We start from the raw sequence: 20278 nt of genomic DNA, 5'->3' as shown, positions 1-20278 counted from the left end.
CGCGGGCACGGGGCGTAGGGACGGGGCGGTGGAGACCCGTACGCTGCTGCCCGGCGGCCAGCGTGGTGACCGGATATCTTCCGCCGACGCGGCGGGAAGGAGAAGCAGTACCAGCAACCCCAGGAGCAGCAGGCACGGGCGCAATGGCGCGTGGCGCCTCACGGCGACTCCAGCCGTTCACGCAGCGCATAGATCTCCACATCGCTGCGCAATCCCAGCTTGCGCAGCACCGCGCCCTTCTGTGTGCTGACGGTCTTGATGCTGCGGTGCCGGCGCAGCGCGATCTCCGATACGGTCAGGCCTTCCAGCAGCAGCTCCAGCACCTCCCGCTCGTTGCGGCTGAGCTCGCCACGATCACCGGCCAGCCTGACGTCCGGCGGAACCCGGATCAGGCCCTGGAAGACGCGCACGATGGCGTCGGACAATGCCGCAAGGGGTTCGGCCTTATTGACGAATCCACTGAGTCCGGCATCGATCAGGCTGTTGAGATTCGTGGTGGGAGAGAGTGTCGCGAAGGCCAGCATTGGCGTGCGAGGGAATTCGCGGCAGAGCAGCGTAACCAGCTCAATACCGCCCAGGTCGCCACGGGCGAGCGTGAGATCGATGATGGCCACATCCACGGGCATGCGGTGCAGGCTGTCGATCAGCGCACCGCTGCAACCATGGCTGGCGACGATGTCGAACCGGAGATCGCCTGACAGGTGCAGGGCGGTGCCGCGACGGACGACTTCATGATCGTCCAGGAGCGCCAGGCGAAGCCGGCGCGGTGCAGGAAATCCATTCATGCGCGGGAGGTGATCAGCGCCCATGGGCGTGGCCGCCATTCTGGCGCCGCTGTCGCGTCGAACATCGAATTTGTTGCGTTTTTACGACTATTCCTAAAGATCGATGGATGATCTCCATCGATAAGAGCTGATCCATGGGCTGGACGTATTGTCGGGTTGAAAGCCGCCGGGACGCAGTGTCCTGGCGCGCTCTCGCTGGGTACAGGTGGCCTGGGTTGCAGGGCTGCCGGCACCCTTCGAGAGGGGAGTAATGTAACGCGTCACGCCGAAGTGCCCGGTCACCCGCGAGCCGAGCAGCGGGCGGTTGCGCGATCTATCGCACCGACTGCGGTACGCGCCTCAGCTTTGCGGTGTCGTAGCCCATGGCCGCGATGCGCTGCACGGCGCCCTGGTAGTCGCTGTCGGATACGTGCGGGGTACGCGCCATGTACCAGACATAGTCGCGCTTGCTGCGTGCGACGATGGTCTGGCCATAGTCGTCGTCCAGCCAGGCAATCACATACTCGGCCTGGATCGGCCAGATGAACTGCATGCCCCAGATCGCGCCATTGCCGTTCTTCTCGACCCGTCCAACCGGGTGCATCGACTTCTGCGGGGCGTCGAAACTGCCCTTGCGATAGGTGAAGGTCGTCTGGATGCGCCCGTCCGGCCGCAGTGCATAGCTCTCCACCGCGTCGAAGGCCTCGCGCTCCGGCCACGAGGGGATGTGGGCGATCACATACCAGTCGCCCATGAAGCGCGGCACGTCCACCGAGGGCGGGCGGGGCAGGGGGCGGGTATCGCTGGAGCTGCAGCCGGAACCGAACAGGCTCAAGGCCAGCAGGGGAAGCAGGGAGCGCATGCGCATGTCACACCTCAACGGGGACGGAACAGGTAGTGGGCAACCAGCCATTGCTGGCCGTCGTCGTAGCCGAACAGCTCGGCACAGGCCATCCAGAACATCCGCCAGCGCTGCCACCAGATCTTCGCCGCCGCCTGACCGTAGGTTGCGACCAATACCGGCATCACCGCCTCGCGGGCCGCATCCTGGTTGGCCAGCCAATGGTCGGCGGTGCGCTGGTAGTGGGTGCCGTCCAGCAGCCAGCGCTGATCGAGTCGCAGGTCGCGCTGGAAATGCAGCAGGGTGTCAGCTGCCGGCATCAGCCCGCCGGTGAAGAAGTGGCGCCCCATCCAGTTGTCGCCGCCCTCGGTCTCGAACGGGTACATCAACGTGCGATGGGCGAAGATGTGCACGAACAGCGCACCGTCGGGCTTCAGCCACTGGCCGATGCGCGCCAGCAGGCGCTCGTAGTTGCGCACATGCTCGAGCATTTCCACCGAGACACAGCGATCGAAGCGTGCCGTGGGCAGCTCAAGCTGGTTGACGTCGCGGGTCAGCACCTCGACGTTGTGCAGGCCCCTGGCCTGGCATTGCGCCATGATGTGCTGGCGCTGGCTGTGCGAGTTGGACACCGCAGTGATGTTGGCCTGCCGATAGCGTTCGGCCATCCACAGCGTCAGCGAACCCCAGCCACAGCCCAGTTCAAGAATCTGCTGGCCGTCGGCAAGTCCGGCGCGCTGGCCATACAGTTCCAGCATCGCCTCCTCGGCCTGGTCCAGCGTTTCGCGCCCGGTGGGGTAGTAGCAGCTGCTGTACTTCAGCCGCTTGCCCAGGCAGGCCTGGAAGAATGCCGCGGGAACTTCGTAGTGCTGGCGGTTGGCTGCGTCGGTATGCAATGCGAGCGGACTGTCGGTCAGTTCTGCGATGCGACGGCTGAAGCGTGCGGACTGTGCCTCGATACCTCCCGCCGATTCCTCGTGCAGGCGTTGCGCGCACAGGCGCCGGATGCCGGCACGCAGCGCCGCATCGGGAACCAGCCCGCGCTCAGCCCAGGCGATCAGCCCGGTTTCCGCATCTTCGGCCATACTCAGTGACGGGATCGCGCTCATGCGGAATGCTCCTTGGAAGAACGGGGTAACCAGGGAAAGAACATCGGCGTGCTGCGCTGGTAGGCACGGTAGTCGTCGCCGCGGCTGCGCAACGCCTGCTTCTCGGTGAAGGGGATGCCGCTGAGATAGCGCAGGAACAGATACATCAGCAGCGGCCCGGCCCACGCCAGCCACCACAGGGGGGAACCGACGGCAAGCAGCACATAAGTGAACCAGTGCAGCCACTCGAAGAAGTAGTTGGGGTGGCGTGAATAACGCCAGAGTCCCTCGCGGCAAGTGCGGCCCTTGTTCGCCGGGTCGGCGCGGAAACGTGCGAGTTGGCGGTCGGCCAGGCTCTCGCCGCCGACGCTCAGCAGCCAGGCCAGTGCTGCGGCGACTGTCCACGGTGTCAGGCCAGCGTGGGAATTGGCTGCCACCGCAGCGAAGGGCAGGGCGAACAGCACGACCAGCAGCGCCTGCGCCATGAAGAAGCCGAAGATCTTGCCCTGGTGGCTCTGCCAGTGTTCGCGCAGATAACGGTAGCGCCCGTCTTCGGGTTCGCTACGGACCCGGCGCCACAGGTGCAGCGCCAACCGGCTGCCCCACAGGCCGCCGAGCAGGCCCAGCGCAACCCGGGGCAACATCGCGCCATCGCCAAGCAGCGCCAGCAGCAGGGCCGAGGCACCCACGCCCTTGGCCCAGAGCACGTCGACAACGCCGATGTTCTGGTGGCGGCGCTGCCAGGCCCAGCCCCAGCTCATCACCAGCACGGCATACAGCAGTACCCACAGCAGATTGATCATGATGATGCTCCGGCCAGGGAGGGCGGGGCGGTGCGAGAGCCGCGACGCGCGGTGACGCACAGCAGCGAAAGCGCGATGCTCCAGCCCGCGCCCAGCACCAGCAGGCCCTGCCACGTGGGTGCGGCGAAACCGACCGCATCGAAACCGCGCGCTGCGGAGAGATAGGCCAGCGGTGCCAACAGCAGGCCGAACAGGGCCGGCAAGGCAGGGTGGCGCAGCAGGAAACGCATCGAGGTGGTCAGCGTCATCGCGAACGCGGCCCACAGCGCCATGATCCAGGGTGGCGGCACCCAGCCCAGCGGGGCGGCGGCGTAGCGCACGGTGCCGCTGGCGGCGGCACTGGCATCGACCAGCCATGCGCAGGCCAGTGCCAACACCATCAACCGAAGGTCCAGCCGTGGTTGCGGCGACGTCAGCAGCTGGCTGCCGATGTAGAGGGAGGCAGCCAGCAACGCCGGCCACTGCCAGCCGCGCCCGGCACCGGCCACGGCGCACAGCCAGACGAGCTGGTTGCCAAGCAGATTGGACCAGAACCTGCGCATCTCAGCTGCCTTGGCCCGATGAGGCGCGCGGGCGATGCCCCGGGCGCGCCATCAGCAGATGGGAGACCCCGATCGAGCGCTCCAGGAAGCCGCCCTCGCAGTAGGCCAGGTAGAACTCCCACAGGCGGCAGAAGCGCGTATCGAAGCCCTGTGCCTGCACGTCGGGCAACCGGGCGAGGAAGCGCTGACGCCAGGCGCGCAGGGTCAGCGCGTAGGAGTGGCCGAAGTCCTGCTGGGCGATCAGCTGCAGGTCGCTGGACCGCGTCTTGGCGGCCATGATCGCGTTGATCGACGGAATGAAGCTGCCGGGGAACACATAGCGCTTGATGTAGTCGACGCTGCGCCGGGCCTGCTCGTAGCGATGGTCCTCGATGGTGATGGCCTGCAGCAGGGCAACGCCATCAGGCTTGAGCAGGCGCTGCAGCGTGGCCATGTAGGTGTCCAGGTATTCCGCGCCGATGGCTTCGATCATCTCGATCGACACCAGCTTGTCGAACCGGCCCTGCAGGTCGCGGTAGTCCTGCATCAGCAGCGTGACCTGGTCCTGCAGGCCGGCTGCCTGCACGCGCTGGGCAGCCAGCGCGTGCTGCTCGGCGGAGATGGTGGTGGTGGTGACGTGGCAGCCGTAGTGCTGCGCGGCGTGCAGCGCAAAACCACCCCAGCCGGTGCCGATCTCCACCACGCGATCGCCCGGCCTGAGCTGGAGCTGCTGGCAGATGCGGTCCAGCTTGCGCCGGGAGGCGGATTCCAGCGACTCGTCTTCTGTGTCGAACAGGGCTGAGGAATACATCAGGTCCGGCGACAGGAACAGGGCAAAGAAATCGTTGCCAAGGTCGTAGTGCGCGGCAATGTTGCGGCGACTGCCCTCGCGGCTGTTGCGGCGCAGGCGGTTCCAGCCCCTCAACAGCCAGCCGCCCACGCGGGCCGGGCCACGTTCCATGCCGTCGAGCAGGTCGCGATTGCGCACCAGCAGCCGGATCAGTGCCACCAGATCATCGCAGTGCCATTCGCCCTGTATGTAGCTTTCACCTGCGCCCACGCTGCCCTGCGCTGCAACCTTGCGGTAGAACGCCGGGTCATCGATGGTGACGGTCACATGCAGTTCGCCATGGGCTTCGCCCAGCCAGACCTCGCCGAGTGCATCACGCACGCACAGGCGGCCGTCGCGCATGGGGGCAAGCTGTTGCAGCAGGCGGCGGCGCAGGAAGGCATCCAAGGCGCCGGGACGCGGCAGGGCGACCAGGGGAGTCATCGAGTTCATCGCGGTTTCTCGGCAAGGGCAGGGTGGTCATGCACGGGGTTGCGTTTCAGCCACAGCCGCAGCGCGTGCCAGTGGATGGCGGCCATCACCTGCATGGTCATCAAGGGATAGCAGGCCAGGACCCGGGCCAGCCCGCGGCCATCCAGGGCGTGTCGCCGCATGGCCTGGGTGGCATCAAACTGGCGAACGCCTTGGCGCCAGACCTGCATGTGCACACGCAGATCATCATCTGGGCGGTTGAACCGCCAGTCGTAGTGGCAATCCATCGGCATGAACGGCGAGACATGGAAGCGCTTGTCGAACCGCCAGCGCAGCGAGGTGCCTTCGTGCGTGGCCGTGGCGACTGGCAGCACATAGGCGTGCCGTTCCTTCCAAGGCGTATTGGTGATCTCGGCGACGATGCAGTCCAGGGTGCTGCCATCGGACTGGTAGCAGTAGTAGAAGCTGACCGGGTTGAATACGTGCCCGGCGAAGCGAAGATGGGTGAGCAGGCGTACCGGGCCGGAAGGCCGATAGCCCAGGGTAGCCGCGGCATGGTCGCGCACCGCATCGGCCAGCGGTTGTGCGGGATTGCCGAAGTAGTCGCTGCGGCGGAACTCGGCCAGGTTGCGGCGATTGACCGACCACAGCCGGCGCCCGGCGAACACGGTCTCCAGCTCGTCCAGGTCGAGCAGCAGTTGCGCGATCGGATAGCGGAATGCGTGGGGCTGCGGATGATGCCGTCGGTGCATCACCTGCCCGAAGTAGAGTGCGCTGGCACTCACGCTGCCACCTCGCCGGGTGCAACGCTGTCACGGTGCGCGGTGCACTCGCGCATCGCGTCCACCACGCGGCGGGCGCTGCGGATGCCGTCTTCGTGGAAGCCCCAGCCCCAGTATGCGCCCGCGAACCAGGTGTGGCGGCGGCCCTGCAGCTCCGCCCAGCGCTGCTGGGCGCGGATGGCGGCATGATCGTGCACCGGGTGGGCATAGTGCAGCCTGCGCAGCACCTTGGCCGGATCGATCACCTCGCTGCGGTTGAGGGTCACGACCAGCGGGGTGTCACCGGGCAGGCCCTGCAGGAGGTTCATGCAATAGCTGACCGTACAGGGCGCGCCTGGATCCCTGGGCACGTGTGCATTCCATGCAGCCCATGCCTTGCGGTTGCGCGGCAGCAACGATGCATCCGTATGCAGTACTGCTTCGTTGGGCTGGTAGCGGATGGCGCCGAGCACTTCGCGTTCGACCGGATCGGCGTCACGCAGCAGGGCTAGTGCCTGGTCGCTGTGGCACGCCAGGATGACCTCGTCGAAACCCTCCACGCCGGCCGCGCTGTGCACGCGCGCGCCCCACGGCATGCGTTCGACCGAGTGAACCGGGCATTCCAGCCGCTCACGCACCCGCCAGCGGGCGCGAAGGGCATCGATATAGCGTGCCGAGCCACCGCTGACTACCCGCCAGGGTGCGCGCCCGGTCATCTGCAGCATCTGGTGGTTGGCCATGAACTGGGCCAGGTAGCGGGCCGGGAACTGCATGACCGTGGCGGTCGGCGACGACCATAGTGCCGAAGCCATCGGCAGCAGGTGCTCTTCGATGAAAGCGGTGCCGTAGCGCTGGCGGCGCAGGTACTGGCCCAGTGTCGGGCCTTCGTCTTCCGCCAGCAGCAGCGGCGCATCCCGGTAGAACCGGCGCAGGTCGGCCAGCATTCCCCAGAAGCGAGGCGAAACCAGGTTGCGACGTTGGCAGAACAGGCCATCCAGCGAAGTGGCGTTGTACTCGACGCCACTGCGCTCGCTGTGCACGGAGAAGCTCATGGTGGTCGGCTGCGAGGCCACACCCAGTTCTTCGAACAGTGCCGTCAGCAGCGGGTAGTGCAGGGGATTGAAGACGATGAAACCGGTATCCACCGCCATGCGCATGCCGCCCACCTGCACGTCATGGGTGTGGGTATGTCCGCCCAGGTAATCGTTGGCCTCGAACAGCGTCACTTCGTGTTCGCCGTCCAGCCACCAGGCGCTGGCCAGGCCGGCAATGCCGGAGCCGATGATCGCGATGCGCATGTCAGTACCTCGCTTTGGCCAGGACCCACTCGGGGATGGGCTTTAGCCCTCTCACCAGGCCCATGGCCGCCATTGCGCGCAGGCCGTACCAGGTCAGGTCGATCTCCCACCAGCGGAACCCCTGGCGGACGGTGCCAGGGAAGAAATGGTGGTTGTTGTGCCAACCCTCGCCGAAGGTGAGCAGCGCCAGCCAGAGGTTGTTGCGGCTGTCGTCACGGGTCTCGAAGCGCCGCCGGCCAAAACGATGGGCCAGCGAGTTGATGGTGACGGTGGCGTGGAACAGCACCACGGTGGAAATGAAGAAGCCCCACACCAGCAACTGCGGGCCAGAGGTGTGCAGTCCGGGCGCCCAGCGCTCCAGGCCGGCGCCGAGAGCGTACAGTACGGCAGCCAGCAGCACCGGCACCGCCGTATCAAAGCGGTCCAGCCAGCGCAGCTCCGGGAAGCGCGCCAGGTCAGGCACGCGCGATAGATCCGTGGCGAATGCCTCGCGGGTGAGGAACCAGCCCATGTGGCTGCGCCAGAAGCCGCCCTCGCGCGGCGAGTGCGGGTCCAGCGGTTGGTCGGCATGCCGATGGTGATGGCGATGGTGGGCGGCCCACCACAGCGGTCCACGTTGCACGCTGGACGCGCCGATCACCGCGAACACGAACTGCACCGTTCGCGATGCCTGGAACGTCCGGTGCGAGAAGTAGCGGTGGTAAAAGGCGGTGATCGCAAACATGCGCGCTGCGTAGAGGGCTGCGGCGACGATCACTGCCGTCCACGAGACACCTACCCAGATCACCGCGATGCAGGCCAGATGCATCAACACGAACGGTACGGCCCGCAGCCAGTCGATGCGTCCGGGCTCGCCAGCGGCGTGTTCTGCAGCGCTGCCGGTGTCGACCCAGCGCGTCAGGGTGCGCAGCAGGCGCCAGCGTCGGCGGGGGAGGGGCGCTACAGAGGCCATGGCGGATCTCGGCGGGTGTCGTGTCTTCCTCTACGCAGCAGTGCGCGCAATGGATGCGGCCGGCTGTGGAAAATTTCGGCCTCACTTGGGCATCACGCTGCAGCGCCCGACCAGCGGTTGCGTCCAGGCCTGTTGCCATTCGCTGGCCGACCGCTCGGCAACCGGCGAGCTGAAGCGCACCGTGACCTGTGGGTAGCTGCCGCGGGTATCGCGCAGGTTACTGGTTCCGCGGAATTCCAGCAGGCGGCGGTCGGCGCTGGCATAGACCAGCGACAGGCGCGGTGCGATGCCGCCGTACCAGGTGTCCAGACTGACCTCGATGGCCTGGGCGTCGATGCCCTGCCAGCGAACAGCGCCGGTGCGCCGCACCTGCACCGGGAAGAAGCGCTGCCGCCCCGGAACCAGGAAGGGCAGGCTGATGCGTTCACCCCGCAGCAGCGCTGGCCAATGCTGGCGCACCGCAGCGTCGAAGCCCGTGTCGATCACCGCATCCGGTGCCAGCTCAAGCCGACGCTGACGCAGCTCACTGGCGGCATCTTCTCTCCAGGCGATCGACACCGACTCGCCACTGGCGTCGACTTCAGCGGTTTGCCCGCTCCGGCTGTCCTGCAGCGAATAGCCCCGGGCCTGTGGGCGGGCACTGGCCGGCAGATGCTTGCGGGCGAAGGGGCGGCCATCCGGGCACTGGTAGAGCACCCAGCGCTCGGCACCCTCCGATGGGCCGCGCCGCCAGTGCACTTCACGATAGAGCAGGTCGCCCTGCGCCGAGGTGGCCACGCCCTCGTTGCGCAGCCAGGGCGCCGCCAGCGCGGCATGGGGCAGGCACAGCAGCAGCCAGGCAGTGCGCATGGTGTTCATCCGGTAGGGAGGCTCAGGTCATACGGCGGGCGCGGCTGCTTGGATGCGCAGCGCCTGCTGCATCCAATGTCCGCCCCTGCGCGTAGAGAGGACAGACCTTCACCTGCCCGCCGCTCACGCAGATGTACCCTGACGCCGCCAGCACCCTCCTCAACTTCGATACCGCACGCACCGTGTCCAGTTCCCAGCAGCCGAGCAGCGAGCCGACGAACTGGGCCGATGACATGGACAGTGTGGCGCGGCTGCGCGACCGCGACTGTTTCATGCGGATCTATGACCACTTCATGCCGCGGCTGTGCGTGTATCTGCGTGGCCTGGGCGCACCCGACGCCGTGGCCGAGGAAATGGCGCAGGAGTGCCTGCTGCGCCTGTGGTTGCGGGCGGCCGAGTATGATGCGGCCCAAGGCGCGCTGAGTACCTGGCTGTACCGGATCGCGCGCAACCTGCATATCGACCGCATCCGTCGCGAGCGCAGCTGGATGCAGGTGCAGGCAGCGGTGGAAGACGCCGCGGCCGTGGACATGATCGAGCGCAGCAGCGCCGAGCAGTTCGCCGACCAGGCGCGCCTTCGCCAGCGCATCAACGAGCTGCCCGCCGTGCAGGCGAGGCTGGTGCGGATGTCCTATTTCGAGGCGAAGAGCCACAGCGAGATTGCCCAGGCGCTGGGCATGCCACTGGGAACGGTAAAGTCACACCTGCGACGTGCGTTCCTGCAACTGCAGGCCAAGGTGGGAGGTGCGCTGTGAATCCGCACCACCACCTGCACGAATCCACGCTGATGAGCTATGCCGCCGGCGCGATGCCGGCGCCGTTGAGCATCGTGGCCGGTGCCCACCTTGAGCAGTGCCCCCACTGCCGCCAACGCCTGCGTGATGCCGAGGCGATCGGCTCGGTGCTGCTGGAGCAGACCCAACCGCCCGCGGCCGACGCGCGTCGCGAGCAGTTGCGCGAGGCCATGCTGATGCAGCTGGTCTCGGACGCGCCGAGCGCTATCGCCGGAACCAGGCGCCCTGTGCCGAGGGAGCAGCCCGAGGCCGATCCGGATCATCTGCCTGCCTCGTTGCATCCTTACTTCGGCGATTCGCTCAGTGCCCTGCGCTGGCGCTGGATGGCGCCCGGCGTGCACTGCATCAGGGCTGAGCACATGCCCTCGCTGATCATGCTGAAGATCGCCCCGGGCAAGTGCCTGCCGATGCACAGCCATGGCCGCAGCGAACTGACCCAGATCCTGCGGGGCTCGTACAACGACGCGCTTGGGCTGTTCGCGCCGGGCGACGTGGCGGACCTGGACGAGGAGGTGGAGCATCAACCGGTAACTGCCCCCGGTGTTCCCTGCATCTGCGTGTCAGCGCTGGACGCGCCGTTGGTGTTCAGCGGTTGGCTGGCGCGGAAGATCCAGCGTTTCGTGAAACTCTAGCGTGGGTGCGACCATGGCCGGGAAAGGTGCGTTGAGGATTCTGTTGACCGGTGCCTCAGGCCTGGTCGGGCAGGGCGTGGCGTTGGCCTGCCAGCGCTCGCCGCAGGTCGGCCATCTGGCCGCGCTGGTGCGGCGCCCGGGCAGCCTCAGCGGAGCGGGCAGGGAGCTGGTTGTTGCGGACTTCCTGCATGTCCAGGCGCGTTCGGATGAACTGGCCGGGTTCGACGCATGCTTTTACTGTGCCGGTGCGCCACCGGTCGGCACGGCAGAGGCCGAATATCGACGCGTGACCCGGGACATCACGCTGGCGGTGGCCCGCGCCTGGGCAACTGCGAATCCCGAAGGGTGTTTCCTGTATGTATCCGGTGCCGGCGCGGATGCACAGAGCAGGTTGATGCCGTTGAGGATCAAGGGCGAGACCGAGGTGGCATTGCAGGCCCTGCCGATGCGCTCGGTGATGCTGCGCCCGGGGGGCGTCCGACCGGTGTCGGGAACCGGCACGCGTCACGGCTTGCTCAAGCCCCTGTACTGGGGTGGCGCGCCGTTGATGAAGCTGGCCGGTGCCGTTGCTCCGTCGTTGATGACCAGCAATCTGGCCCTGGGTCAGGCGATGATCGCACTGGCTGGAGAGGAGCATCCGCCGGGCACGGTGGAGTGTGCGGACATCAACCGGATCGCTTCTGGTGCGCGCGATCCGGCGTCCTGATCTCAGTGTGGCCCCGTCTCCAGCGCGGTGCGTACCGCAGTCGCCAGGTCATTGCGGGTAAACGGCTTCGGCAGCAGCGCAACGGCCCGTCCCTGGCTGCCCACCTGGTCGTGGTCGCGAGGATAGCCGGACGTGAACAGGACGGCGACTTCCGGCCATCGTTCACGGACTTCACGCACCAGCTCCCAGCCCGACATGCCGGGCATCACCACGTCAGAGAACAGCAGGTCCACCTTGGTATCAGGGCGTTCCAGCAGCCGCAGTGCGGAGGGACCGTCGTGGGCTTCCAATACCCGGTAGCCCAGCAGCCGCAGTGCATCCACCGTGTGGGCGCGGACATCGTCGTTGTCCTCGGTCACCAGGATGGTTTCCTCGCGCGGCGAGTAGCCGGCCAGGCCGGTCTGCGGGGTGCGCGCTTCGGAGGGCAGGGCCAGCGGTGAGCGCGGGAACATCATGGTGATACTGGTGCCGCCGCCTTCCACTGAATCGATCAGCACGTGGCCCCCGGACTGCTTGACGAAGCCATGCACCATCGACAGGCCCAGGCCGGTGCCACGGCCAACCTGCTTGGTAGTGAAGAAGGGTTCGAAGACCCGGGCAAGCGTGGCCGCATCCATGCCGTGGCCGTTGTCACGCACCCGCAGCATCACGTACTCGCCCGGCGTCGCATCCGGGAACAGTGCGGCGTAGTCGTGGTCGAGGTGGCTGTTGTCGACCTCGATCACCAGCCGGCCGCCGTGCGGCATCGCATCGCGGGCATTCACCGCCAGGTTCAGTACGGAGGCCTCCAGCTGGCTGACGTCGATCTCGACACACCAGATGTCCTTGGCGCTGCGGATCTCCAGCTGCACCAGCTCACCCAGTGCACGCTGCAGCATGTCGTGCATGTCCAGCAGGCGCTCATGGAGGTTGGCGGCCTGGCTGTGCAGCGGCTGGCGGCGGGCAAACGCCAGCAGGCGCTGGGTCAGGCTGGCAGCACGGCCAACACCCTTCAGTGCATTGTCCAGCGCACGGCTCACCATCGCTCCGGGTTCGCCCGCGCGCTCGCTGAGCAGCATGGCGTGCTCGACGTTGCCGGAGATGACCGTCAGGATGTTGTTGAAATCATGTGCGATGCCGCCGGTGAGCTGGCCGACCGCCTCGATTTTCTGTGACTGGCGCAGGGCATGCTCAGCCTGCACGCGCGCGGTGGTTTCCACGGCCTCGGAGACCACCGCGGTGACCACGCCTTCCGTATCGAGCAGTGGACGGAACGAGAAATCAAAGCTGCGCCGCCCGGTCGGGAGTTCCAGCTCCAGTGCATGCAGTGAACTGCGGCCCTGTACGGCTGCGGCCACGGCCCGATCGATCAGCGCGCCGATGCCCTCGGTGTTGCCGAACCAGACCGATTCGGCGAAGCGTTGGCCAACGACGTCCTTCTTGTCTGCCAGGACCGCGGCCAGTGACGCGTCATTGGCATCGACCACGCGTCCGGACAGATCCAGCAGCACCTGGTGCTGGAAACTGGATTCGAAGATCGCCTGCAGCCGCCGCTTGCTGGCGCGCAACTCGGCCGTGCGTGCCTGTACCTGCTGCTCGAGCAGCTGGTTGTCTTCGCGCAGGGCCAGCTCGGCCTGTTTCAGCAGCGAGACGTCACTGCCCAGGCAGATATACCCGGCCACGCTGCCATCGGCGGCATGCTCAGGCACGCAGTCCATCTGCACGAACCGTGATTCGCCGCTGCGATGGATCAGTTCGACCTGGAAGCGGGTGCGCTCGCCCTGCAGTACCCGTTCCAGGCTGGGCAGGGCGTGCTCGAAGGCGGAAATGCCGCTGACATCCCGTGCCGGTCGACCCAGCAGTTCTGCAAGGCTGAATCCATGCCAGTCGAGGAACGCCTTGTTGGCAAACCGGTAGCGATGGTCCTTGTCCAACTGGGCGATCAGCGCCGGGACGGCATCGGTGACCCTCTGCAGCTGGGCCTGGCTTTCGTTCAGCGCGGCCTGCGCATTGGCCAGCTGGGTACGCTCGTGCGCCTCCTGGCGGGCGCGTCGGATCGCATCGGGCAAGCGTTGCAGGCGTTGCTTCACCACGTAGTCGCGGGCACCGCGCGTGAGTGCCTGCACCGCCAATTCCTCGGTCAGGGTGCCGGAAACAAAGATGAAAGGCGTCTGCGGAACGCGCTCGCGCGCCAGGGCCAGTGCTGCGTCACCATCGAAGCCTGGCAGGACATGATCGGCGAGGATCACGTCGAACGGGCGGTTGTCGATGGCTTCGATGAACGCGTTGCGGGTCCACACGCGCTCAGCCTCGAAATCGAGGCCGGCACGCTGCAGCTGGGCGCTGATCAGCTCCGCATCAAGCGCGCTGTCCTCCAGCATGAGGATGCGCAGGCGCTCGCTGCGGCGCGATCCATCACGCATTGCGCTGCCCCGAACCGTTGGGCCGGTGGGGTGGTGGCTGGTTGGTGATGCCCCAGAACATGCCCAGGCCCTGGATTGCGTCGAAGAACTCCTTGAAGTCGACCGGCTTGACCACGAATGCGTTGACGCCCAGCTCGTAACTGCGCACCAGGTCCTGCTCTTCGCGCGAGGAGGTCAGCATCACCACCGGCGTGCTGCTCAGATTCGCATCGCCACGCACCTGTTCCAGTACTTCAAGGCCGTTGACCTTGGGCAGCTTGAGGTCCAGCAGCACCACCACCGGACCGCCGTGCATGGCGCCGGCAAATTTGCCTTCGCAGCGCAGGTAGTCCAGCGCTTCGGCGCCGTCGCGTACATGGATGACATCGTTGAGCAGCTGGCAGCGCGCAAGCGCGGCCATCGTCAGCTCTGCATCCTTGGGGCTGTCCTCCACCAGGAGGATCGGCCGCAGGTCCCTCATGGGTGTTCTCCTGTGAAGCGGGGTAGGGTGAAGTGAATGGTGGCGCCCTTGCCGGGCTCGCCCTCGGCCCAGGTACGGCCGCCATGGCGGCCGATGATGCGGCGCACGTTGGCCAGGCCGATGCCGGTGCCTTCGAATTCTTCGACGTGGTGCAGGCGCTGGAACACACCGAACAGCTTGTCGACGTAACGCATGTCGAAGCCGCAGCCGTTGTCGCGCACGAAGAAGTGATCTTCGCCGCCGCTGCGGTCATGCCCAATCTCGATCATCGCGTGCTCGCGCTCACGGGTGAACTTGATCGCATTGGCCAGCAGGTTCTGCCAGACCAGTCGAAGCATCGTCGGGTCGGCTTCCACCTCCGGTAGCGGCGCGAGCGTCCACTGCACGTCGCGGCCAGCGTAATCCAGCGCCAGGCTGCGGCGCACGTCCTCGGCCAGCGCAGCCATGTCCAGCCGCACCCGCCCCAGCGTGGAGCGTCCCATCTGCGAGAAGCTGAGCAGGTCGTCCACCAGTGTGCCGGCGGACTTTGCCGAATCGACGATCGTATCCAGGAAGCGGCGCTCGGTCTCGTTGAGGCGTTCACCCGCCGAACTTCCAAGCAGCTCCGAATAGCCCACGATGTGGCGGAAGGGGGCGCGCAGGTCGTGGCTGACCGAATAGGAAAAGGCCTCCAGTTCCTTGTTGCTGCGCAGGAGCTGTTCGTTCAGTTCCGCCATCTCCTCGGCCTTGCGCAGCACGATATCGACGATGGCCGTGCGCATCTCGTGCGCCGCATCGCAATCAGCGTCATTCCACGGCAGGCTGCGCTGCCGCACGGTCTCTTTCCAGGCATCGAAGGAGCTCCGCGGGGACAGTGCCACGCCGGGCGCTGCGGTCTTGCGGGGGTCTCCCCCCCAGCGCACGTTTCGCACCACCTCCGGCCGGAACCACATCAGGTAACTGTCATGCAGCTGCGAGATGGACACTGCCAGCAGCCCGCTGGCTACATCGGCCAGGTGCGCGGCAGGCGACCAGTCGGCGGCAAGGTGGTCGGTGCAGTAGGTTTCCTGCCCGGCCTGCCGGGTAGCCAGCCAATCGGCCAGGGCCAGCACGTCGCTGGCCGGTGGGCACTCACCCACGCGCATGCAGTCGCCCTTGTGCACGACGGCCGCACCGGCCGCGCCGGTCAGCGACAGCAGGCTGGCCTCGTCGTGGCGCAGTGCGGCCATGAAGTCCTCATCACCGGCCATGCGTGCCAAGAGCTTGACCAGCACCGAACGCCGGGCCACGCGCTCTTCGATCGCACGCGCGCGCTCCTTCAGAGCGATCTGCAGCGACAGGATCTGGCCCATGAACTCGCAGGCGGTACGCACGTGATAGGGCAGGCGGCGGGGCTGCACGGTGTGGCAGGACATCAGGCCCCACAACCGCCCCTCATGTACCAGTGACACCGACATCGACGCCCCGGTCCCCATGTTGCGCATGTACTGAAGATGCACGGGGGACACGCTGCGCAGCACAGCCAGGCTCAGGTCGGTCGGTGGCGCCTCGCGGTGGTCTTCGGCCCGCATCAGCGGGGCAGGGGTGTAGTTGTTGTCCGCGATCAGGCGTACCCGGTTCCGGCGGTAGAGTTCGCGGGCCTGTGCGGGAATGTCCGACTCGGGGAAGCGCAGGTCAAGGTAGGATGGCAACAGGCCATTGCCATCTTCGGCCACCACGATGCCATTCCAGCCGGCATCGAATTGATAGACCAGGGTGCGGTCAAAGCCGGTGAGCCGCCGCATGTGCGCGGCCGCAAGCCTGCACAGGTCTTCCACCGTCGCTGCCGATTCAATGCCGGTCATCAGCTCGCGGATGGCTGGATACAGTTCTTCCAGCGAGCCGGGCTGCCCGGGAACCGGTGCTTCCAGCTCAACCAGAAGGTCCGTGGCGGAGCGGTGCACCAGCAGCTGATGGCGGCCGTGCCCATCCAGGTGCACGGCACCGACATGCGCGCTGCTGCCCACCGTCGCCTGTTGCAACACGCCCTGGAACGGCGCCAGCACGCCGCCCAGCACCTCACTGACGTGCTGCATCAACGGTTCGCCGAACTGCTTCAGCAGCCCTGGATGGCTGATGGCGCGCTCGCGTACCTGCAGCGACTGCGGTTCAACGACCAGAAGCACACCGTAGGGTTGGATCGCGCCGGGGGTGTGGATCGGTTCGCGCGCGCAACTGGACAGGGCAGCGCCGGGCGCGGATTCGGCAGAAGGCATCAAGGGCGGGACTCAGGATTCGTGGATGGCTGGAAAGGCCCAGCACCCGGTGTGCATGAATGGTGAAGCAAAAGCGTGCCGCCGCATACCACCATGTGAATGTGAAGAACCTTTCATTCAAACCTGAATTCTTCATCTACGCAGCGACGGATGAACTGGAAGGCGTCTGTCGCGCCGATGCATGCCTGTGCGCGCTCCTCGGCACTTAGAACGAGGACATCCAGCTCCTCCCGCTCGCGTCTCCAGTATTCGGCCACACCGAGCTCGGAAGGGCGCAGGTGGCGCGCTCCGTACCCGGCATGAAGCTGCAACGCAGCGGCCATCTTCAACAGCACGGCCGCCCCCAGCGTCGAACCCTCCGCCACGTAGCGCCAGCCCAGAACGGTCGCTTTCGAGAATACCTGCGGCTGCGGTTGCCAGGCATGGGGTACCGGCATGGTCGCGCCCAGGTCGCGAAGATCCTCCTCGATCAGCGGCAAGCGGGTCGCGCGCGGATCCTGCATCCGGTACAGCGGCGCAACGGCGCTATGGAAGTGCCATTGCACGCGCAGGAAGCAGAGGTAACGCTGGCGCGACGCGAAAATGTGTTGCTGCAACAGGTGCTGGTCGAGGCGATCGTGGGCCGTCCGGGTGTGCGCTTTCAGGGCAGCGCTGAGGGCAATGGGCTGATCGGGCTGTGCTGGCAATGTGGATGTAGGCATCGGCGCGCACCCTAGCAGATTCCGATGCGGAGGCCGGTGCAGGTTTCGCGGCCAGCACATCTGCGCTGCACGCCGGCTAGACAGCGACTGCCCTACGGTGACTGCACCTCCAACCGATGCCACGCCCGTGAACCTGCAGACCGCATCCTCGCCCCAGTACCGCATGCTCCCTGACAGCTGCCAGTTTGAATTGCTGGATGTGGATGCACTGCAGGATCCTGCCAGTGGCCGGTTGCTGCACCTGTACTCGCTGGTGGCGCGCTGCCTTTCCTGCGAGACGATCTTCAAGGCAGAAGAAGGGCAGGGCCTGGTCAGCCATACTGCGGCGCGGGTGGTGCGATGCCCCACCGGTTGCGGGCAGCAGGCATTCAAGCCGGCCCTGCTGCGAACCTGGCGCCCGCAGGCCGTGGCCCAGGCCTGAGCGGCAGGGAACCTTGTCACAGCAGCCCGGGATTGGCCCGCCAGACGGCGAAGTTGAGCGCCGAGGCGAATGAAACCCAGGCAAGGTAAGGAAGCAGCAGGACCGCCGCAACCCGGCGGATGCGCGCGAACCTGACGATCGTCGCGCACACCAACACGATCAATACAAGAATGTCGGCGAAGGCAAGCGCGCCCAGCTTCCAGCCGAAGAACAGCCAGCTCCACAGCGCGTTGACGGCCAGCTGCACCAGATAGAGCAGCAGCGCGGGCCGAGCGTCGCGCCAACCGCGTTCGCGCCAGACCAGCCACGCGGCAACCGCCATCATGGCGTAGAGCATCGTCCACACCGGACCAAAGACGCTGGCCGGTGGCGCCCATGCCGGAAGCGTGAGGGTGGCATAGAAGCTTGCCGCGGACGTGGACGCCCACGCCCCCAGGGTGGCCGCAACGAAGGTGATTGCCACCCATCCCAGAAGCCCGGAAACCTGTGAACTCCGCTTCATACCGTGCAGCTCCTTGATACCTGTGCTGCCTGTCTACGCAGAGGGGCAGCGAATGGATGCAGGCTGCCGGCCTTCAGTCTGAAGAGCCGACGGCACCGGCTCCCTGGCTCGCTGGCAACAGGGAAGGTCGCTGGTCAAACCACTCCCTTGCCTTCGCCAGGTGCCATTGGCGCTGGTCACCGTCCAGCTCGATGCCCGCACCCAGCAGCCCCCAGCGCAGGTAGAGATCACCGCGCTTGCGCTGGTCGAGCAGATCCAGCCGCGCGCGTACCGAAAGGCGATCGTTCTCGGCCTGCAGTCCATCGATGACCAGATGGCCCGGGCGCCAGCGCAGCGTCGCCTGTGCCTGCACCTGGCCGGAATCCAGCAGCGACAGGGTCCAGCGCGGGTAGTCGGTACGCTCTGCGAACAGTGCAAGCAACGGTCGCGCATCGCTGAGATCGAGGTCCGTGGTGGCATCCACCTGGAACGGCGACTGCGCATCGATGCGCCCACGCTTGAAGGCCACGCGGCCTTTCCATGCCGTCGAGCCCTGCGTGCCCGCCACCTGCACGTTGCGCAGCTCGACCGTGGTGCCGGACAGATCGAAATGACGCTGGTTGAAGTCTCCCCGGCGCAGTGTTGCGTTCACGTCGATATCGCCGCCCATGTCCAGCCCTGCCACCTTTGCACTGGCGTTGCGCCCCAACAGCCGGGCAGTGCCATGGCCGACGCGCCCGTCGGTATCGAGGGTCGCATCACCACTTACGGTGCCGGTGCCACGGAGCAGTCGCACCTGGGGCGAGCCCAGGTAGCGGTTGTAGGCGGTCAGATCAGGGATGGTGGCTTCACTGAAGCGCAGCTGCGCGCGGACACCTTTGCGCAGTTCCTGCAGGCGGCCATCGCCGGTCAGGTCCAGGGCCAGATCCCGGCCGTCGAACAGGCGCACGTCCTTGGCATCGCTTGGCCGCGCGGTGAAGCGGGGCAACCGGACGGCCAGCCGCGCCTGGCTGGGCGTGCCGGCTTTCAGTTCGCCGTGGGCGCTGGCCGTGCCTGCCAAGCGCACACCCGCCACCTCGGCCACGGCTTCGGCCGCAGGAATGTCCACGGTGCTGCCTTCGATCAGTTCGCCGTTGCGAAGACGCAGGTCCGCCTTCAGCGAGCCGCCACCGTCCAGTTGCAGCCACGGCTTGCGCACGAACAGGGCAGGGATCCAGTTGAGCGAGGTGAACGCCCATTCGCCGCGCACGGTACCGGAGCTGCGCTCCAGCAGCTGGGCAGGTGCCTGGAACGGGATGTCGCGGCCGCGGATATGCAGGTCGGCATCCACTTCGCTGCCTGAGCCTGGCTTTGGCGGCAGGCGGGCCTGCAGGCGCAGGTCGTTGGACACATTGAGCTGCAGGGCCAACACGCCGCGATCGGGGGCGCCGTCACCCAGGTAGAGCGGCACCTGCCAGATGGCGCGGTCCCCGGGCTGCAGCTGGCCGTCGATCAGGTGCAGCGCCAGCTGCAGGCGTCCGGGCACGGGCGCGCTGGAGATCTTCGGCGTTGTGGCATCCGTGTCCATGCGCAGGCCCTGGCTGCGGGCGTCGACCTCGAGCTGGGCATGCAGCAACTTCAACTTGGCCAGACCGGGCGCCTGGTCCCGATAGTGGCGCGGATAGCTGAAGCGCGCGGTGAGATCCATGTCGCCCAACAGCTGCACGCCGTCAAAACTGGTGTCCGCATCGCTGAACGCCACCTCGGATTCGAAGAGCTCCGACGGTCCGCCGCGCAGCTGCTTGAGGAAGCCCACCGTGCCCTGGCCCTGGCCAATGATCAGCAGTTTGCCGAAGCGTGCGCTGCGAATGCTGTCGCTGTGGATGGCGTCGAAGCGCAGGGTCCAGCCGCGGTCGCTGCGCGGCGGTGGCGGGATGGCTTCGTCGACGCGGCTGATCTCGGCCGAAACCCCCGTCGCCTGCAAGCGCGGAACCCGCACCTCGCGCTGGAACAGGGGCAGCACCGCCAACCGGGCGCTGGCGCGCTCAGCATGCAGCACGTAGACCGTGTGATTCACGTGGCCGCGCATGTGCACGTTCCAGGCGATGACATGGCCGGGCAGCAGCGTGATGGCCGGGCCGGTGGTCATCACGAACTTGTGCGGCTTGCGGTTGGTGACCTGATCGAACAGTGGGGTATTGAGGAAGATGTTGCCGGCCAGCAGGTACAGCAGGTAGATGCCCAGCAGGACGCAGGCAGGGACGCGCCACCGTCGAAGCCGGTGCGGGATGTGCACGGAAACAGAAGGCATCTACTGCTCTGAGGGCCGG

Annotated in this window: 20 protein-coding genes; 4 read left to right on the top strand and 16 right to left on the bottom strand. The window is 66.6% G+C overall.

The genetic code is table 11. From position 1 onward, the window contains the following. Positions 1 to 158 precede the first annotated feature (158 nt). From AC10QF_RS05775 to AC10QF_RS05730, 10 genes are all read right to left on the bottom strand, one after another. Positions 159 to 809 carry a response regulator transcription factor gene (locus AC10QF_RS05775; RefSeq protein ID WP_240458981.1) on the bottom strand — a complete coding sequence of 217 codons (651 nt, stop codon included), beginning with the start codon at positions 807 to 809 and terminating at the stop codon, positions 159 to 161. Positions 810 to 1098: 289 nt separating this feature from the next. Next, positions 1099 to 1632 (bottom strand): lipocalin family protein, encoded by a 534-nt coding sequence (locus tag AC10QF_RS05770; RefSeq protein WP_049439632.1) that lies wholly within the window; start codon positions 1630 to 1632, stop codon positions 1099 to 1101. Positions 1633 to 1640: 8 nt separating this feature from the next. Beyond that, a complete protein-coding gene (locus tag AC10QF_RS05765) occupies positions 1641 to 2714 on the bottom strand; it encodes an SAM-dependent methyltransferase (protein ID WP_111096948.1) in 1074 nt (357 codons plus the stop codon). Further along, positions 2711 to 3496 (bottom strand): DUF1295 domain-containing protein, encoded by a 786-nt coding sequence (locus tag AC10QF_RS05760; protein ID WP_049439628.1) that lies wholly within the window; start codon positions 3494 to 3496, stop codon positions 2711 to 2713. The genes AC10QF_RS05765 and AC10QF_RS05760 overlap by 4 nt, the downstream gene beginning before the upstream one ends. Continuing rightward, positions 3493 to 4038 carry a DUF2878 domain-containing protein gene (locus AC10QF_RS05755; RefSeq protein ID WP_049435456.1) on the bottom strand — a complete coding sequence of 182 codons (546 nt, stop codon included), beginning with the start codon at positions 4036 to 4038 and terminating at the stop codon, positions 3493 to 3495. Before AC10QF_RS05755 ends, AC10QF_RS05760 begins: the two co-directional genes overlap by 4 nt. A 1-nt stretch (position 4039) precedes the next feature. Beyond that, on the bottom strand, positions 4040 to 5299 hold the full coding sequence (locus tag AC10QF_RS05750; protein ID WP_049439626.1) for an SAM-dependent methyltransferase: 1260 nt from the start codon (positions 5297 to 5299) through the stop codon (positions 4040 to 4042). After that, positions 5296 to 6063, bottom strand: coding sequence for a DUF1365 domain-containing protein (locus AC10QF_RS05745; RefSeq protein ID WP_111096947.1), 768 nt, complete (start codon positions 6061 to 6063; stop codon positions 5296 to 5298). The genes AC10QF_RS05750 and AC10QF_RS05745 overlap by 4 nt, the downstream gene beginning before the upstream one ends. Further along, positions 6060 to 7337, bottom strand: a complete 1278-nt coding sequence (locus AC10QF_RS05740; RefSeq protein ID WP_111096946.1) for an NAD(P)/FAD-dependent oxidoreductase — start codon at positions 7335 to 7337, stop codon at positions 6060 to 6062. The genes AC10QF_RS05745 and AC10QF_RS05740 overlap by 4 nt, the downstream gene beginning before the upstream one ends. 1 nt (position 7338) lies before the next feature. Beyond that, positions 7339 to 8289, bottom strand: a complete 951-nt coding sequence (locus tag AC10QF_RS05735; protein WP_049414754.1) for an acyl-CoA desaturase — start codon at positions 8287 to 8289, stop codon at positions 7339 to 7341. A gap of 81 nt (positions 8290 to 8370) precedes the next feature. Next, positions 8371 to 9138 carry a hypothetical protein gene (locus AC10QF_RS05730; protein WP_049414803.1) on the bottom strand — a complete coding sequence of 256 codons (768 nt, stop codon included), beginning with the start codon at positions 9136 to 9138 and terminating at the stop codon, positions 8371 to 8373. Positions 9139 to 9269: 131 nt separating this feature from the next. On the opposite strand from AC10QF_RS05730, the gene AC10QF_RS05725 reads away from it, so the two are divergent. Genes AC10QF_RS05725 through AC10QF_RS05715 form a run of 3 tightly spaced genes read left to right on the top strand, consistent with a single transcriptional unit; the run spans position 9270 to position 11270 of the window. Beyond that, the gene (locus AC10QF_RS05725) at positions 9270 to 9893 is read left to right on the top strand and encodes a sigma-70 family RNA polymerase sigma factor (RefSeq protein ID WP_111096945.1); all 624 of its coding nucleotides are present in this window, start codon (positions 9270 to 9272) and stop codon (positions 9891 to 9893) included. Then, positions 9890 to 10564 carry a ChrR family anti-sigma-E factor gene (locus tag AC10QF_RS05720; protein WP_049414758.1) on the top strand — a complete coding sequence of 225 codons (675 nt, stop codon included), beginning with the start codon at positions 9890 to 9892 and terminating at the stop codon, positions 10562 to 10564. Before AC10QF_RS05725 ends, AC10QF_RS05720 begins: the two co-directional genes overlap by 4 nt. Positions 10565 to 10577: 13 nt before the next feature. Next, the gene (locus tag AC10QF_RS05715) at positions 10578 to 11270 is read left to right on the top strand and encodes a Rossmann-fold NAD(P)-binding domain-containing protein (protein ID WP_111096974.1); all 693 of its coding nucleotides are present in this window, start codon (positions 10578 to 10580) and stop codon (positions 11268 to 11270) included. A 2-nt stretch (positions 11271 to 11272) separates the two neighbouring features. On the opposite strand, the gene AC10QF_RS05710 is transcribed toward AC10QF_RS05715, so the two are convergent. The 4 genes from AC10QF_RS05710 to AC10QF_RS05695 form a co-directional block, all read right to left on the bottom strand. After that, entirely contained in the window at positions 11273 to 13672 is a 2400-nt protein-coding gene (locus AC10QF_RS05710) for a hybrid sensor histidine kinase/response regulator (protein ID WP_049439614.1), read from the bottom strand. Then, entirely contained in the window at positions 13665 to 14132 is a 468-nt protein-coding gene (locus AC10QF_RS05705; protein WP_049414761.1) for a response regulator, read from the bottom strand. Before AC10QF_RS05705 ends, AC10QF_RS05710 begins: the two co-directional genes overlap by 8 nt. Then, the gene (locus AC10QF_RS05700) at positions 14129 to 16366 is read right to left on the bottom strand and encodes an ATP-binding protein (protein WP_111096944.1); all 2238 of its coding nucleotides are present in this window, start codon (positions 16364 to 16366) and stop codon (positions 14129 to 14131) included. Before AC10QF_RS05700 ends, AC10QF_RS05705 begins: the two co-directional genes overlap by 4 nt. 113 nt (positions 16367 to 16479) lie before the next feature. Then, positions 16480 to 17067, bottom strand: coding sequence for a biliverdin-producing heme oxygenase (locus AC10QF_RS05695; RefSeq protein WP_164283942.1), 588 nt, complete (start codon positions 17065 to 17067; stop codon positions 16480 to 16482). Between the two features lie 163 nt (positions 17068 to 17230). Here AC10QF_RS05695 and AC10QF_RS05690 point away from each other — a divergent pair, with 163 nt between their 5' ends. Further along, positions 17231 to 17488 (top strand): hypothetical protein, encoded by a 258-nt coding sequence (locus AC10QF_RS05690; protein WP_194430490.1) that lies wholly within the window; start codon positions 17231 to 17233, stop codon positions 17486 to 17488. A 16-nt stretch (positions 17489 to 17504) separates the two neighbouring features. Here the strand turns inward: AC10QF_RS05690 and AC10QF_RS05685 are convergent, their stop codons facing one another. Further along, complete coding sequence (locus AC10QF_RS05685) at positions 17505 to 17990, bottom strand: TspO/MBR family protein (protein ID WP_164283940.1); 486 nt, start codon at positions 17988 to 17990, stop codon at positions 17505 to 17507. A 73-nt stretch (positions 17991 to 18063) separates the two neighbouring features. Beyond that, positions 18064 to 20259: a translocation/assembly module TamB domain-containing protein gene (locus tag AC10QF_RS05680; protein ID WP_164283938.1), complete on the bottom strand. Its 2196-nt coding sequence runs from the start codon at positions 20257 to 20259 to the stop codon at positions 18064 to 18066. Between the last annotated feature and the right edge of the window lie 19 nt (positions 20260 to 20278).

This window comes from Stenotrophomonas maltophilia complex sp. Om-AH-Sm3 (assembly GCF_059337855.1).
This window is presented reverse-complemented; position numbering and strand designations above follow the sequence as displayed.

Coding starts and splice junctions, on each gene's coding strand:
- AC10QF_RS05685 (WP_164283940.1), bottom strand. CDS start 17,990: ATGAAGCGGAGTTCACAGGTTTCCGGGCTTCTGGGATGGGTGGCAATC.
- AC10QF_RS05775 (WP_240458981.1), bottom strand. CDS start 809: ATGGGCGCTGATCACCTCCCGCGCATGAATGGATTTCCTGCACCGCGC.
- AC10QF_RS05695 (WP_164283942.1), bottom strand. CDS start 17,067: ATGCCTACATCCACATTGCCAGCACAGCCCGATCAGCCCATTGCCCTC.
- AC10QF_RS05765 (WP_111096948.1), bottom strand. CDS start 2,714: ATGAGCGCGATCCCGTCACTGAGTATGGCCGAAGATGCGGAAACCGGG.
- AC10QF_RS05680 (WP_164283938.1), bottom strand. CDS start 20,259: ATGCCTTCTGTTTCCGTGCACATCCCGCACCGGCTTCGACGGTGGCGC.
- AC10QF_RS05705 (WP_049414761.1), bottom strand. CDS start 14,132: ATGAGGGACCTGCGGCCGATCCTCCTGGTGGAGGACAGCCCCAAGGAT.
- AC10QF_RS05760 (WP_049439628.1), bottom strand. CDS start 3,496: ATGATCAATCTGCTGTGGGTACTGCTGTATGCCGTGCTGGTGATGAGC.
- AC10QF_RS05710 (WP_049439614.1), bottom strand. CDS start 13,672: ATGCGTGATGGATCGCGCCGCAGCGAGCGCCTGCGCATCCTCATGCTG.
- AC10QF_RS05770 (WP_049439632.1), bottom strand. CDS start 1,632: ATGCGCATGCGCTCCCTGCTTCCCCTGCTGGCCTTGAGCCTGTTCGGT.
- AC10QF_RS05750 (WP_049439626.1), bottom strand. CDS start 5,299: ATGAACTCGATGACTCCCCTGGTCGCCCTGCCGCGTCCCGGCGCCTTG.
- AC10QF_RS05700 (WP_111096944.1), bottom strand. CDS start 16,366: ATGCCTTCTGCCGAATCCGCGCCCGGCGCTGCCCTGTCCAGTTGCGCG.
- AC10QF_RS05755 (WP_049435456.1), bottom strand. CDS start 4,038: ATGCGCAGGTTCTGGTCCAATCTGCTTGGCAACCAGCTCGTCTGGCTG.
- AC10QF_RS05725 (WP_111096945.1), top strand. CDS start 9,270: ATGTACCCTGACGCCGCCAGCACCCTCCTCAACTTCGATACCGCACGC.
- AC10QF_RS05715 (WP_111096974.1), top strand. CDS start 10,578: ATGGCCGGGAAAGGTGCGTTGAGGATTCTGTTGACCGGTGCCTCAGGC.
- AC10QF_RS05740 (WP_111096946.1), bottom strand. CDS start 7,337: ATGCGCATCGCGATCATCGGCTCCGGCATTGCCGGCCTGGCCAGCGCC.
- AC10QF_RS05730 (WP_049414803.1), bottom strand. CDS start 9,138: ATGCGCACTGCCTGGCTGCTGCTGTGCCTGCCCCATGCCGCGCTGGCG.
- AC10QF_RS05735 (WP_049414754.1), bottom strand. CDS start 8,289: ATGGCCTCTGTAGCGCCCCTCCCCCGCCGACGCTGGCGCCTGCTGCGC.
- AC10QF_RS05690 (WP_194430490.1), top strand. CDS start 17,231: ATGCTCCCTGACAGCTGCCAGTTTGAATTGCTGGATGTGGATGCACTG.